This window comes from Pseudomonas sp., from assembly GCF_050739775.1.
GTDB lineage: Bacteria > Pseudomonadota > Gammaproteobacteria > Pseudomonadales > Pseudomonadaceae > Aquipseudomonas.
The window spans coordinates 66592-79273 of sequence record NZ_JBOICA010000006.1; the positions used below are offsets into that span (position 1 = coordinate 66592).

Below are 12682 nucleotides of genomic sequence, written 5' to 3' on the forward strand. Positions count from 1 at the left end.
CAAGAGTCGCGCCAAGTTCAAGGACGGCCCTTCAGCCAATCGATACGCGCTGGCGCTCGTCGCCATACAGCTGCCGCACCATCGCGTACTCGTGGTCGATCTGATTGATCAGATCTTCGATCCCCTGCAGCGGCCCGTGGGCGACCCGGTCTTCCAACTGCCGGCACAACTCGGCCAACGCTACGGCGCCCATGTTGCTGCTACTGCCCTTGAAGCTGTGCGCGGCATGCGCCAGTTCATCGGCGCTCTTCGCTTCATGCAGCTGGCTAAGACGTTTTTCGGAGTCATCAAGAAAGGTATCCAGCAAGTACAGGTAGCCATCTTCCATGACCTCCTGCAAGTCACTGAGCACCTCGCGATCGATATGAATTTCGGACACTTGCTCACTCCTTGATCAAGTTGGATTATGCCAGAGCCTCCCAAGCGAACTCCACGCATACGCGGCGCCCCTCGTCAGCCCACTCGGCACGCCGACTCAGCCGGCGTACAAGGTTCAGTCCGCGCCCACACAAGCCTTGCTCGAACAGTGGACGCGCAAGCACTTTACTCACATTGAAGCCCTTGCCGCTATCTTCGACCTCAATGATCAGACGCCCACCCAGGCCTTGCGGTTCAACTCGCAGCCCTACGCGAATATAGCCGCTGCAAAGCGCCTGCAAGCGCTCGTTGCGCTGGCGGTAGTATTCGCCGAACCCGTGAGCATCTCGCTTGAGCCCGGAATCAAGCCCCAACACCCCATGCTCCAGGGCATTGGAATACAGCTCACTCAAGACGCCGTGCAACGCCCCGCTCTGGGCACGTAAAGCATGAATCTCCTGCAGCAATTGCAATAGATACGGCAATGGATTGAAGCGTTTGAGTGTTTCGGCACGAAACTCGAACTGCAACGACCAGTCCAGCGGCGTGGATTGCCCACTGTCAGAATAGATCACCGGAGGCGGCGACAATGCATCTGGCTCGACGACACGAATCTCCAGCAGACTCACATCATCACGGCAGCGCCCATGAAACGCCTCCAGCGCCTGCAGCACCTCCTCGAACAAAAGCTCCGGCTGGCGATTAGCGCTGAGCACCCGGCGCAGCCGTTCGACCCCGAACAACTGGTCGCTGTCGTCACTGGTGTCGACCACCCCGTCAGACAGCAGGAACAGGCGATCGCCCAAGGCCAGGGGCAATACCTGGGTCGAATCGTCGAACCGCTCCGGCAGCAGTACGCCCAGCGGCAAGTGTCGGGATACCAACGGCAAAGGATCACCGCCGTCAGCAGACAGCAGATATCCATCCGGCATGCCACCGTTCCAGACCTCGACCATACGCCGCTGGAAACTCAGGTTGAGCAACAGGGCGCAGCAGAACATATCCACAGGCAGGATGCGCTTGAGCTTGGCGTTCATCTCGCACAGGATCTGCGCCAGGCCATAGCCCTTGGCCGTCATCCCATAGAAAACCTCGGCCAGCGGCATCGCCCCTACGGCTGCCGGCAAGCCATGTCCGGTGAAGTCGCCCAGCAGCACATGCATATCCCCGGACGGAGTAAAAGCCGCGAGCAGCAGATCACCGTTGAACAGCGCGTAGGGCGATTGCAGGTAGCGGATATTAGGTGCGCTCAGGCAGCCGGCATGGGCCACCTTGTCGAACACCGCCTTGGCCACCCGCTGCTCATTGAGCAGATGGTGGTGATGGCGGGCGATCTGGTCACGCTGCTCCAGCACCGTGGCCTGCAAGCGGCGCAGGCGATCCATGGCCTTGATCTTGGCGGCCAGGATCACCGGACGGTAGGGTTTTGCCAGAAAATCGTCCCCCCCCCGCCTCCAGACACTTCACCAGCGCTTGCTCCTCACTCAGAGAAGTCAGGAAGATGATCGGCACCAGCGCCTCACCAGCCAGCGCCTTGATTTGCCGCGCCGCCTCGAAACCGTCCATCACCGGCATCAACGCATCGAGCAGGACCAGGTGCGGACGCCGCTGAACAAACAGCGCCACCGCCTGTTCGCCGTTTTCAGCGGTGAGCACCGCGTGGCCCTGCTTGCTGACGATCCGCGCCAGCAACAGACGGTCCGCCGCGCCATCTTCGGCGATGAGCACGGTCAAGCGAGATTCAGGCATGGCCTGGATCAACTGATGTCGAACAGCTTGTCGAAGTTGGAGATGGCGAGAATCTTGCGCACATCTGCGCTGGCGTTGACCACCCGAATGTCCGAGTCGTCACCGCCTACGTGATCGCGCAGCATCAACAGCATGCCTAGCGCCGAGCTATCGAGGTAGGTGGCCTCCTTGAGATCGACCTCCACCGAGTCCGGCTTCTTGGGCTTGCGCTCATACGCCTCGCGAAACTCCTGATGCTTGCCAAAGTCAAAACGTCCCTTGACCTTGATCGTCAGCTTCCCATCCTGGGATAACACGGATTCAACTGCCATGTAGGCGATTCCTTCGATAATGACGAATGCAGACATCAGGAAGGTTTAGCACTCCAACCGCCTAGCGGCAACCCTTCCCAACCAAAGTCTGCATCAATTGCGATCATGACGCGGCAGGCGCTGGGACAATTCGTCGAGCAGTTTCTGCTCGCGCTTGTCTTCGATCATCCGCGCCTCGTCGATATAACGCTGGACCAGCTTGCGCAGGCCTTCGACCCGGGCATAGGCCTGTTGCCAGGTGCCGCGGGCGTTGTTGAGGTTGTTCTGGTGCCAGGCCAGACTCTGACGCTGCTGAGTCATGGCGCTCTCCAGTTGCCCGAGAAAGCGCTGGTAGTTAACCAGCCAACTGCCGGACACCCCCTGCCCACCGCGGTCGATCCATTGCAGTTGGTAGTCTTCACGAAAGCGCTCGAGCTCGGCGAGCTTGACCTGCGCCATGCTCACCTGCTGCTGGAACTGCCCGAGGCGCTGAGCTGCCTGACGCTCGGCGTTTTCGGCCATTTCCACTACCGGTGTCAGACGTGCCGCACGACTGGGCTGGGCCATGGCTTATCAGCCGCCCGCGTCAGGCTTAGGCTGGGCGAACACGCTGGCCAGGTGCTCGCGACTCTGCTGCATGCCAACATTGTCGTTCAGCCCCTGGCGCAGGAAATGCACCAGCTTGGGTTGCAGGGCGATAGCCAGATCAGTCTCGGCATCACCACCGGCCACGTAGGCACCGACGCTGATCAGGTCGCGACTCTGCGACAGCCGCGACCACAACTGCTTGAACTGCTGCGCCTCGCGCATCTGCTCAGGGCTGACCACCTGGGGCATGACCCGACTGATAGACGCTTCGATATCAATAGCCGGGTAGTGTCCTTCTTCAGCCAGGCGCCGGGACAGCACGATATGCCCGTCGAGCACACCGCGCGCCGAGTCGGCAATCGGATCCTGCTGATCGTCGCCTTCGGACAGCACAGTGTAGAACGCGGTAATCGAGCCACCGCCCGCCTCACCATTACCGGCACGCTCCACCAGCTTGGGCAGCTTGGCAAACACCGATGGCGGATAGCCCTTGGTCGCTGGCGGCTCACCGATGGCCAGGGCAATCTCCCGCTGGGCCTGGGCGAAACGGGTCAGCGAATCCATCAACAACAGGACATTTTTGCCCTTGTCGCGAAAGTACTCGGCAATACGCGTGCAATACATGGCTGCGCGCAGGCGCATCAGCGGCGCATCGTCAGCCGGCGATGCCACGACCACCGAGCGCTTGAGGCCTTCGGTGCCAAGAATGTGCTCGATGAACTCCTTGACTTCACGTCCCCGTTCGCCGATCAAGCCAACCACGATGATGTCGGCCTCGGTGAAGCGGGTCATCATGCCCAGCAACACACTCTTCCCCACCCCGGTACCGGCGAACAGGCCCAGGCGCTGGCCGCGACCCACGGTCAACAGGCCGTTGATACTGCGGATGCCGACATCCAGCGGCTGGCTGATCGGGTCTCGATTGAGCGGGTTGATGGTCGGACCATCCATGGGCACCCAGTCTTCGGCCTTCATCCCGCCCTTGCCATCCAGCGCCCGCCCGGCACCGTCGAGAACACGACCGAGCATGCTCATGCCCATGGGCAGGCGACCATTGTCGGCTAGCGGTACGACCCGCGCACCTGGCGCGATCCCGGCGACACTGCCGACCGGCATGAGGAACACCTTGCTGCCAGCGAAGCCCATGACTTCCGCCTCGACCCGTACAGGATGGTAGCTGTCGTCGTTGATCACCACGCAGCGGCTACCGATCGCGGCACGCAGGCCTTCGGCCTCCAGGGTCAAACCGACCATGCGTAACAGGCGACCCTCGACTACGGGTTGGGCAGGCAGCTTTACGGTGTCGGCATAAGTGCCCAGGCGCTTAGCGAAACTGGTGCGTTCAAGGCGCATTGGCGTCGCCCAGATCGACCATCAAATCAGGCGCCGCAGGATGCAGACCCTGGTCGTGCAATTGATCGAACAGTTGCGCCAGGGCCTTCTCGATACGGGTTTCCATAGTCGCATCGATGCGGCTATGGTCCGTTTCGATGCGACAACCACCCGCCAGCAGCGCCTCGTCTTCAAGCAATTTCCAGCGTTCTTCGTGACGCTCGCGCAAGGCCTTGGCCTGCTCGAAGTCCTGCGGATTGATATGAATACGGATATTCTCGGCACCCATGGGTAGCAGTTTCAGGGCTTCGCGCAACACCTGGCCGATCTGCCTGGAATCACTGCGCAGCTCGCGACCGATGACTTCACGGGCCATATGCGCGACTAGGGTGACCAGGGCTTTCTCGATCTGGCTGTCCTGCTCGGCAATCGGCTCCAACAGGTTATCCATCAGTTGCTCAAGGCTGGCCAACTTGACAGCCAGGGCTGCTTCGGCCTCCTGACGGACCTTGAGCTGGGTGCTGTGGAAGCCTTCGCGCTCACCGGTGGCAAAGCCTTCGTTGTAGGCCTCCTGACGAATGCTTTCGAGCTCTTCGAGGGTCAGCGGCTGGACTTCTTCCAGCGGTACTTCCTCGACTTCCTCCTGAACCACTTCAGGCTCGGGTTCGGGCTCCGGTTCCGGCTCAGGATCGAAACTGGGTAGCGCCCAGCGATCGAAGCCCTCGACGTTGTTAGCGCGAATCAGCTCACTCAGGTGCTCGTTGGTCGACATGATTGCACGCACTCAAAAAATCGCGGGACAAGCCCGCTCCCACAGAGGTTTTACTGATCCTGTGGGAGCGGCTTTAGATCATCTCTTCGCCGCCTTTGCCACCGAGCACAATCTCTCCGGCTTCGGCCATGCGGCGGGCGATGGTGAGGATTTCCTTTTGCGCCGTCTCGACATCGCTGACCCGCACCGGCCCCTTGGCCTCCAGGTCGTCGCGCAGCAGTTCCGAGGCACGCTTGGACATATTCTTGAAGATCTTGTCCTTGACCTTCTCGTCAGCACCCTTGAGCGAAACCACCAGCACGTCGGAGGAGACTTCGCGCAACAGTGCCTGGATACCGCGATCGTCGACATCGGCGAGGTTGTTGAAGACGAACATCAGGTCTTCGATCTGCTCGGAGAGTTCGCCATCGATGTCGCGGATCGCGTCCATCAGCTGACCTTCCACGGAGCTGTCGAGGAAGTTCATGATGTCGGCGGCACGCTTGATACCACCCAGGGTGGTGCGTGCAGCATTGGAGTTGCCGGAGAACTGCTTCTCGAGGATCTGGTTGAGTTCCTTGAGCGCCGCCGGCTGCACGGTATTGAGCGACGAGACGCGCAGAATGATGTCCAGGCGCACCTTGTGGTCGAAGTTACCCAGCACTTCACCGGCCTGGTCGGGATCCAGGTAGGCCACCACAATCGCCTGGATCTGCGGGTGCTCGTAGCGGATGACGTCAGCCACGGCACGCGGCTCCATCCACTTGAGGCTGTCCAGGCCACTGGTGTTGCCACCGAGCAGGATGCGGTCGATCAGGCCGTTGGCCTTGTCTTCGCCCAGGGCCTGGGTAAGCATCTTGCGGATGTAGCCGTCGGAGCCGACACCCAGGCTGGTCTGATCGCCGACGATTTCGACAAACTCGCTCATCACCTGCTCGACCTGTTCGCGGTGGACATTGCCCATCTGCGCCATGGCCACGCCAACCCGCTGCACTTCCTTGGGCCCCATGTGCCGCAGCACTTGGGCGGCATCGGTTTCACCCAGGGACAAAAGCAGGATCGCAGCCTTGTCGACCCGGGTCAGTTTCGCGGTAAGGGCTCGGTTATCACTCATCGGCGTTGATCCACTCTTTCACGACCTGGGCCACACGACCCGGGTCTTCGGCCACCAGGCTCTTGATTGCATTGAGCTGTGCATCGTAGCCCTCGCTCGGGCTCGGCAGCAGAATGCTTTGCGGACCACCCAGGCTCACGCGGTCGTTGGCCAATTCGCCATCCAGACCGAGCATACCGCCCAGCTCCATGTCGCCATCGGCACCGGCGCCTTGCTTGCCATTGCCGGTGATGTTGTTGAGTACCGGGCGCAGAACACCGAACACCAGCACCAGGATGAACAGCACACCCATGACCTGTTTGATGATGTCCCAGAACCAGGGCTGCGAGTAGAACGGAATCTCGGCGATCACCTCACCGCGGTCGGCGGCGAACGGCACGTTGATCACGCTGACGCTGTCGCCACGACTGGCGTCGAAGCCCACCGCATCCTGTACCAGGCGAGTGAAGCGCGCCAGGTCTTCAGCACCCCAGGGCGCACGGGTGCTGTCACCGGTGGCCGGATCGATCTTGACCTGGTCGTCGACCACTACCGCGACCGACAGCCGGTTCAGACGACCCTGCTGCTGGCGGGTATGGCTGATGGAGCGATCCAGCTCGAAGTTCTTGGTCGACTGCAGGCGCTTGTCCGCAGGATAAGGCGCAAGCATCGGCTGGCCAGTGGCCGGGTCCATGATCTGCTGACCATTGGCATCGAGCAGCGGCTGACCTGGCTGGATCGCCGCAGTAGCAGGCTGTGCGCCACCGGTGGTTTGCGGCGCAGAAGCAGGGCCAGGCGGCTGGTTGCTCAAAGCACCCGGCACGCCTTGAGGACCCATGCTGCTGGAACGCTGTTCATTGACCGACTGCTCGCTACGCAGCGCCGGCTGATCGGGGTTGAACTGCTCGGAAGTGGATTCGACAGCACTGAAATCGACATCGGCCGACACCTCGGCCTTGTAGCGGTCGTTGCCCAGCACCGGCTGCAGGATGTTGTGCACGCGCTGGGTGAGCATGCCTTCCATGCGGCGGCTGTAGTCGAACTGTTTGCCGGCCATGGTCAGTTCAGAGTTGTTGATCTGCTCGGACAGCAGGTTGCCCTTCTGGTCTACCACAGTGACCTGAGACTTGTCCAATTCCGGCACACTGGTTGCCACCAGGTTGACAATGGCCATCACCTGACCGGCTTCCAGTGCACGCCCCGGATACAGCTCGACCAGCACCGAAGCACTCGGCCGCCGCTCGTCACGCACGAACACCGAACTCTTCGGAATCGCCAGGTGCACGCGCGCGGCCTTGACGTTGTTCAGGCTGGAAACGGTCCGCGCCAGTTCGCCTTCAAGGCCACGACGATAACGGGTGGCCTCCATGAACTGACTGGTACCCAGGCCTTGTTCCTTGTCGAGAATCTCGAAGCCGACATTGCCATCGCTCGGCGCCACACCGGCAGCGGCCAGCTTCAGGCGGGCACGGGAAAGGTCGTCGGCCTTGACCAGCAAGGCGCCCGAGTTGGGCTCGACGTTGTAGGGAATGTCAGCAGCGGCCAAAGTATCCATGACCTGTTTGGTATCCATGCCGGCCAGGCTACCGTACAGCGGCCGGTAGTCCGGTTGCTGCGACCAGAGCACCACGGCAAAGCCGATCGCCACACTCGCGGCAAGCCCCACCAACAGACCCACCTGGCGCAGCATGGGCATCTGCGAGATGTTTTCCAGGAACGACATACCGAACAACGGCGGCTTGGGCGCTGATGCGCTGCTTTTGGCGGGCACGTTATCGACGACTGCTTCGGCCATGACTCAATCTCGCCCTTATACCGGCATCTGCATGATGTCTTGATAGGCCTGGACCACCTTGTTACGCACCTGGGTCAAGGCTTGAAACGATACCGAGGCTTTCTGCGAGGCGATCATCACGTCGGTCAGATCCACGCCGCTCTTGCCGATTTCGAAGGCATTGGCCAGCTGTGTGGAGGCCTGCTGGGTGTCGCTGACCTTGTTGATGGCCTGGCCCAGCATGTCGGCAAAATTGCTCGAACCGAGCTCAGGCGCGGCTGCCGCTTTGGGCATCGACATGGCGTCCATTTGCATGGCCCGCATGTCCAACATCAATCGATTAAATTCAACACCTTGGCTCATGGACTTCTCTCTCCGACGGCCCGCATTTTTTTGACACTCACGCAGCGGATAGGCAGGACATAGCAACAAAAGTGCCAGCTCTGCGTACAAGCCAAACAAAAAAGCGAGTATTCACACCCTTCAACTGGCGTACAGGCTGGCTTCGACGTCCATCCCGGCATCACGCATCTGCGCCAGCTTGTAGCGCAGGGTCCGTGGGCTGATGCCCAGGCGCTCAGCCGCCTCCTTGCGGCGCCCGCGCTCGGAACGCAGGGTGTCGATGATCATCTGGAACTCGTGGCGGCGCACGTCATCACCCAGACCGCCCACTGCTTCGACCACAGGCTGAACCGATGGCACTTGTGCCGGGGCTGCAGTGAACATCGGCATGGCACCGGCCAGACAAAAATCCGCCGCTTCGATCACCCCACCCTGCTGAAGGATCAGCGCTCGCTGCAAGGCGTTATCCAGCTCACGCACGTTGCCCGGCCAGGCGTAACCCTGCAGGCAGGTCCTGGCCTCAGGCGACAGGCGCACCGGCGCATGTTTCATTTTATTGACGTGCCGCGCCAGCAAGCGCTCGGCCAGCGGCAGAATATCGGCGCTGCGTTCGCGCAGCGGTCGCCACGCCAAGGGGAACACCGACAGGCGATAGAACAGGTCTTCACGAAAACGCCCCGCCGCCACTTCGCCCGCCAGATCACGGTTGGTGGTCGCCACCACACGGATATCCAGGGCAATCGGCTTGCGCCCACCGACCCGCTCCACTTCCCGCTCCTGCAAGACACGCAGCAACTTGGCTTGCAGCCCCAAGGGCATTTCCGAGATCTCGTCGAGCAGCAAGGTGCCGCCGTCGGCCTGCTCGAACTTGCCGGCCTGGGCGGCAATGGCACCGGTGAAAGAGCCCTTCTCGTGACCGAACAGGGTCGCTTCGAGCATGTTGTCCGGGATCGCGGCGCAGTTGATCGCCACGAACGGCTGGCTGGCACGGGTTGATTGCTGATGGATAAACCGCGCCAGGACTTCCTTGCCAGTACCCGACTCGCCGGAGATCAACACCGTGGAGTCGCTACGCGCCACGCGCGCGGCCAGCTCCAGCAATTGCGCACTGACAGGTTCGCAAGCAACAGGGCCTTCATCCGCACCACCCGCGACCACCCCGAGGGCATGACGCGCCACCAGCTCAAGCAACGCCCGCGGCTCGAATGGCTTGACCAGATAGTCCACCGCCCCCTGGCGCATGGCTTCGACCGCGCGCTCGACAGCAGCATGGGCAGTCATCAGCAAGACCGGCAAATGCGCCTGACGAGCGCGCAACAGGGCCAGCAACTGATGCCCATCCATACCCGGCATATTGACGTCGCTGACCACCAGATTGAAGGCTCCTGCCGCCACAACCTCCAGCGCCTCTTCGGCCGAGCCGACGGCGCAATAATCAAAACCACCCAGTTCCAGGGTATCCGCCAAGGCCTGACGCAGTGCCCGATCGTCCTCGACCAGCAGCACCTTGATTGCCTTCATTGCTCATTCTCCATTTTCAGCGCATCAATCAACGGCAGCGTCACCAACGCGCACGTGCCACGCCCCGGCCGTGAACGTATCTGCAAGGTGCCCTGATGCGCCCGCGCCACCGCCTTGACCACCGCCAGGCCGAGGCCGGTACCGGTGGCTTTGGTGGTGAGGAACGGCTCCCCCAGACGCGCCAGCAAAGCGCTGTCGATCCCCGCGCCGGCGTCACTGACACACAGGCGCAGCATCTGCCCACGGCGGTACAGGTGGACCTTCAGGCGTGCAGGCGTGCTGCTGGCCTGCAGGGCATTTTCAAGCAGATTGAGCAAGGCGCCGACCAAGGTGTCGCGATTGCACAGCAACTCCCCGAGATGACTGTCGCACTGCCAGCGCACCGCCTGCCCCTGAACGTGGGCCTGAGCTGCCTGCTGCAGCGACTGAAACAGCGCCTTGGGCGTCACCCGATCGGTCAACGGCAGCTCGCCGCGGGCGAACACCAGCATGTCACGCACCTGATGCTCCAGCTCATGCAGGCGCTCCTTGAGACTGCCGGCGAAGCGCTGCTGGGTCTCCAGCGGCAGGCTCTGCTCGGCCAGGTGGCTGGCGTAAAGCAAGGCAGCCGACAAGGGCGTGCGAATCTGATGAGCCAGGGAGGCGACCATCCGGCCCAGGGACGACAAACGCTCATGGCGCGCCAACTCCCCCTGCAAGTGACGGGTTTCGGTCAGGTCATTGAGCAGCACCAACTGCCCGGGCTCGGCATCCAGCGAGCGAGTGGCAATCGACAGGAGCCGGCCATCGCGCAGCGACACCTCGTGGCCGTCGTCCTCGCGCGGGGCGAAACTGCGCGCGATCACCTGACGCCATAGTTCGCCCACCAGCGGCGCCCCGAGCAAATCGCAGGCAGCAGGATTGGCCTCGCGCACACGCCCCAGGCCATCGATGACGATGACCCCGCCCGGCAGCAGGTCAAGCAGGTTCTGCAGGCGGTTGGCCAGGCGCTCCTTCTCGGCCAGCTCGGCCATGCGCTGGGCACTGACCACCGCCAGCTCGCCCTTGAGTTCAGTGACCCGGGCCTCGAGCAGGTTATAGGACTCACTCAACTGACTGGACACCTGGTCGAACAGGCCTAGGCGGCTTTCCTGCTCGGCGGCGTTCTGCCCCTTCGAATTGGGGACACAGGAGATGGGGGCGGCCTGGGGCATCGTGCTCTCTCGCGTGACTGACCGTCATAAAACGGTATGTTGCCTGCGATATAGCAATAGCCGTGCCGGATAGCCTGAGACCTTGTGTCATACGGAACGAAACAGAGCAGCAAAGGCCGATGAGACGGGCGCTACAGCCCTTTGAAAGGTAGGGATATCAGCCATGACGGAGCATCCTTGCTCTCTACCATGGCAAGACAGGCGTCAATCCTCCGCCTGCTCATCTCCATCACGACGGCTCATGCCGTACTTGCGCATCTTTTCCACCAAGGTCGTGCGACGGATGCGCAAGCGCTCGGCGGCACGCGCCACGATACCATTGGCATCATCCAGCGCCTGCTGGATCAAACCCTGCTCCAGGCCGCCAAGGTAGTCCTTGAGATCCAGGCCTTCAGGCGGCAGCATGGCGTGGGTGGCGAAGCCCGGGGAGCTACCGTTGATTGCCACACGCTCTTCCAGGTCCGAGCGCAGGCTGTCGACCAGATGCTCGTCTTCATCATCGACGTAGCGGAATTTCTTCGGCAGCTCCGACACGCCAATAACACCGTAGGGATGCATGATCGCCATACGCTCGACCAGGTTGGCCAGCTCGCGGACGTTGCCCGGCCAGCCGTGGCGGCACAGGGACATGATCGCCGCCGAGTTGAAGCGGATCGAGCCACGCTTTTCGTGCTCCATGCGCGAAATCAGCTCGTTCATCAGCAGCGGGATGTCCTCGACGCGCTCTCGCAGCGGGGCCATCTCGATGGGGAAAACGTTGAGGCGGTAGTACAGGTCTTCGCGAAAGGTGCCCGCTTCGATCATGTTTTCGAGGTTCTTGTGGGTCGCGGCGATGATGCGCACATCGATACCCTGGGTCTTGTTGCTGCCAACCCGCTCGAAAGTCCGCTCCTGCAGCACGCGCAGCAGCTTGACCTGCATCGGCAGCGGCATGTCGCCGATCTCGTCGAGGAACAGGGTACCGCCGTTGGCCAGCTCGAAGCGCCCGGCACGACTGGTGATGGCGCCGGTAAAGGCCCCCTTCTCGTGACCGAACAGTTCGCTTTCCAGCAGCTCGGCCGGGATCGCACCACAATTGACCGGCACGAAAGGCGCCTCACGGCGTTTGGAGTGGTAATGCAGGTTACGCGCAACCACTTCCTTGCCGGTACCCGACTCGCCGAGGATCAACACGCTGGCATCGGTATCCGCCACTTGCTGCATCATCTGCCGCACATGCTGGATGGCGCGACTGGTGCCCACCAGGCTGCGAAACAGGTTCGGCTCACGCTGGCGGCCCCGCTCGCGGGCCTGGTCGTACATCTCGCGATAGACCTGGGCACGGTGCAGCGAATCGAGCAGCTTGCTGTAGCTCGGCGGCATCTCAAGACTGGAAAGAATGCGACGGCGCAGTTCTTCCGGAAGCTCAGCAGAAGAAACTTCACCTAAAAGCAGAACCGGAAGGAACTCATCCCACGCAGCCACTGTCTTAAGCAAGCCCATCAGATTTGCCGGAGCGTTCACGGTCCCGATCAGGACACAGAGTACTTCACGACTGGATGACAACGACTCAACCACCTGCTGCCAGTCATGGCTTGAGCAGGTCAGATTTTCTTCGCCAAGAAAATTCAACACCACCGCCAAGTCGCGGCGGCGGACGCTATCGTCATCGATCAGCAGAATTTTGGTTTCACGCCACATGCAATAGCAACT

General features: G+C 61.6%; 11 protein-coding genes and 1 pseudogene. All 12 read right to left on the reverse strand.

Annotated features, from left to right (window positions below; translation table 11 throughout):
• Positions 1-31: 31 nt before the first annotated feature.
• Positions 32-379: an Hpt domain-containing protein gene (locus ACRESH_RS05145; RefSeq protein ID WP_431740945.1), complete on the reverse strand. Its 348-nt coding sequence runs from the start codon at positions 377-379 to the stop codon at positions 32-34.
• 25 nt (positions 380-404) lie between these two features.
• A pseudogene (locus tag ACRESH_RS05150) lies at positions 405-2106 on the reverse strand (ATP-binding SpoIIE family protein phosphatase).
• An 8-nt stretch (positions 2107-2114) separates the two neighbouring features.
• Positions 2115-2417 carry an STAS domain-containing protein gene (locus ACRESH_RS05155; protein ID WP_431740946.1) on the reverse strand — a complete coding sequence of 101 codons (303 nt, stop codon included), beginning with the start codon at positions 2415-2417 and terminating at the stop codon, positions 2115-2117.
• 93 nt (positions 2418-2510) lie between these two features.
• Positions 2511-2963, reverse strand: coding sequence for a flagellar export protein FliJ (gene fliJ / locus ACRESH_RS05160; protein WP_431740947.1), 453 nt, complete (start codon positions 2961-2963; stop codon positions 2511-2513).
• A gap of 6 nt (positions 2964-2969) precedes the next feature.
• Positions 2970-4337 (reverse strand): flagellar protein export ATPase FliI, encoded by a 1368-nt coding sequence (gene fliI, locus ACRESH_RS05165; protein ID WP_431740948.1) that lies wholly within the window; start codon positions 4335-4337, stop codon positions 2970-2972.
• Positions 4327-5088, reverse strand: coding sequence for a flagellar assembly protein FliH (fliH, locus tag ACRESH_RS05170; protein WP_431740949.1), 762 nt, complete (start codon positions 5086-5088; stop codon positions 4327-4329). Before fliH ends, fliI begins: the two co-directional genes overlap by 11 nt.
• 73 nt (positions 5089-5161) lie before the next feature.
• Positions 5162-6181, reverse strand: coding sequence for a flagellar motor switch protein FliG (gene fliG, locus ACRESH_RS05175; protein ID WP_431740950.1), 1020 nt, complete (start codon positions 6179-6181; stop codon positions 5162-5164).
• Positions 6174-7955 (reverse strand): flagellar basal-body MS-ring/collar protein FliF, encoded by a 1782-nt coding sequence (fliF, locus tag ACRESH_RS05180; protein ID WP_431740951.1) that lies wholly within the window; start codon positions 7953-7955, stop codon positions 6174-6176. Before fliF ends, fliG begins: the two co-directional genes overlap by 8 nt.
• Before the next feature lie 15 nt (positions 7956-7970).
• Complete coding sequence (fliE, locus tag ACRESH_RS05185) at positions 7971-8297, reverse strand: flagellar hook-basal body complex protein FliE (RefSeq protein WP_431740952.1); 327 nt, start codon at positions 8295-8297, stop codon at positions 7971-7973.
• Between the two features lie 120 nt (positions 8298-8417).
• Complete coding sequence (locus ACRESH_RS05190) at positions 8418-9797, reverse strand: sigma-54-dependent transcriptional regulator (RefSeq protein WP_431740953.1); 1380 nt, start codon at positions 9795-9797, stop codon at positions 8418-8420.
• Entirely contained in the window at positions 9794-10990 is a 1197-nt protein-coding gene (locus tag ACRESH_RS05195) for a sensor histidine kinase (RefSeq protein ID WP_431740954.1), read from the reverse strand. Before ACRESH_RS05195 ends, ACRESH_RS05190 begins: the two co-directional genes overlap by 4 nt.
• Before the next feature lie 204 nt (positions 10991-11194).
• Complete coding sequence (fleQ, locus tag ACRESH_RS05200; protein ID WP_431740955.1) at positions 11195-12670, reverse strand: transcriptional regulator FleQ; 1476 nt, start codon at positions 12668-12670, stop codon at positions 11195-11197.
• Positions 12671-12682: the final 12 nt, after the last annotated feature.

Coding starts and splice junctions, on each gene's coding strand:
- ACRESH_RS05155 (WP_431740946.1), bottom strand. CDS start 2,417: ATGGCAGTTGAATCCGTGTTATCCCAGGATGGGAAGCTGACGATCAAG.
- fliJ (WP_431740947.1), bottom strand. CDS start 2,963: ATGGCCCAGCCCAGTCGTGCGGCACGTCTGACACCGGTAGTGGAAATG.
- fliI (WP_431740948.1), bottom strand. CDS start 4,337: ATGCGCCTTGAACGCACCAGTTTCGCTAAGCGCCTGGGCACTTATGCC.
- fliH (WP_431740949.1), bottom strand. CDS start 5,088: ATGTCGACCAACGAGCACCTGAGTGAGCTGATTCGCGCTAACAACGTC.
- fliG (WP_431740950.1), bottom strand. CDS start 6,181: ATGAGTGATAACCGAGCCCTTACCGCGAAACTGACCCGGGTCGACAAG.
- fliF (WP_431740951.1), bottom strand. CDS start 7,955: ATGGCCGAAGCAGTCGTCGATAACGTGCCCGCCAAAAGCAGCGCATCA.
- fliE (WP_431740952.1), bottom strand. CDS start 8,297: ATGAGCCAAGGTGTTGAATTTAATCGATTGATGTTGGACATGCGGGCC.
- ACRESH_RS05190 (WP_431740953.1), bottom strand. CDS start 9,797: ATGAAGGCAATCAAGGTGCTGCTGGTCGAGGACGATCGGGCACTGCGT.
- ACRESH_RS05195 (WP_431740954.1), bottom strand. CDS start 10,990: ATGCCCCAGGCCGCCCCCATCTCCTGTGTCCCCAATTCGAAGGGGCAG.
- fleQ (WP_431740955.1), bottom strand. CDS start 12,670: ATGTGGCGTGAAACCAAAATTCTGCTGATCGATGACGATAGCGTCCGC.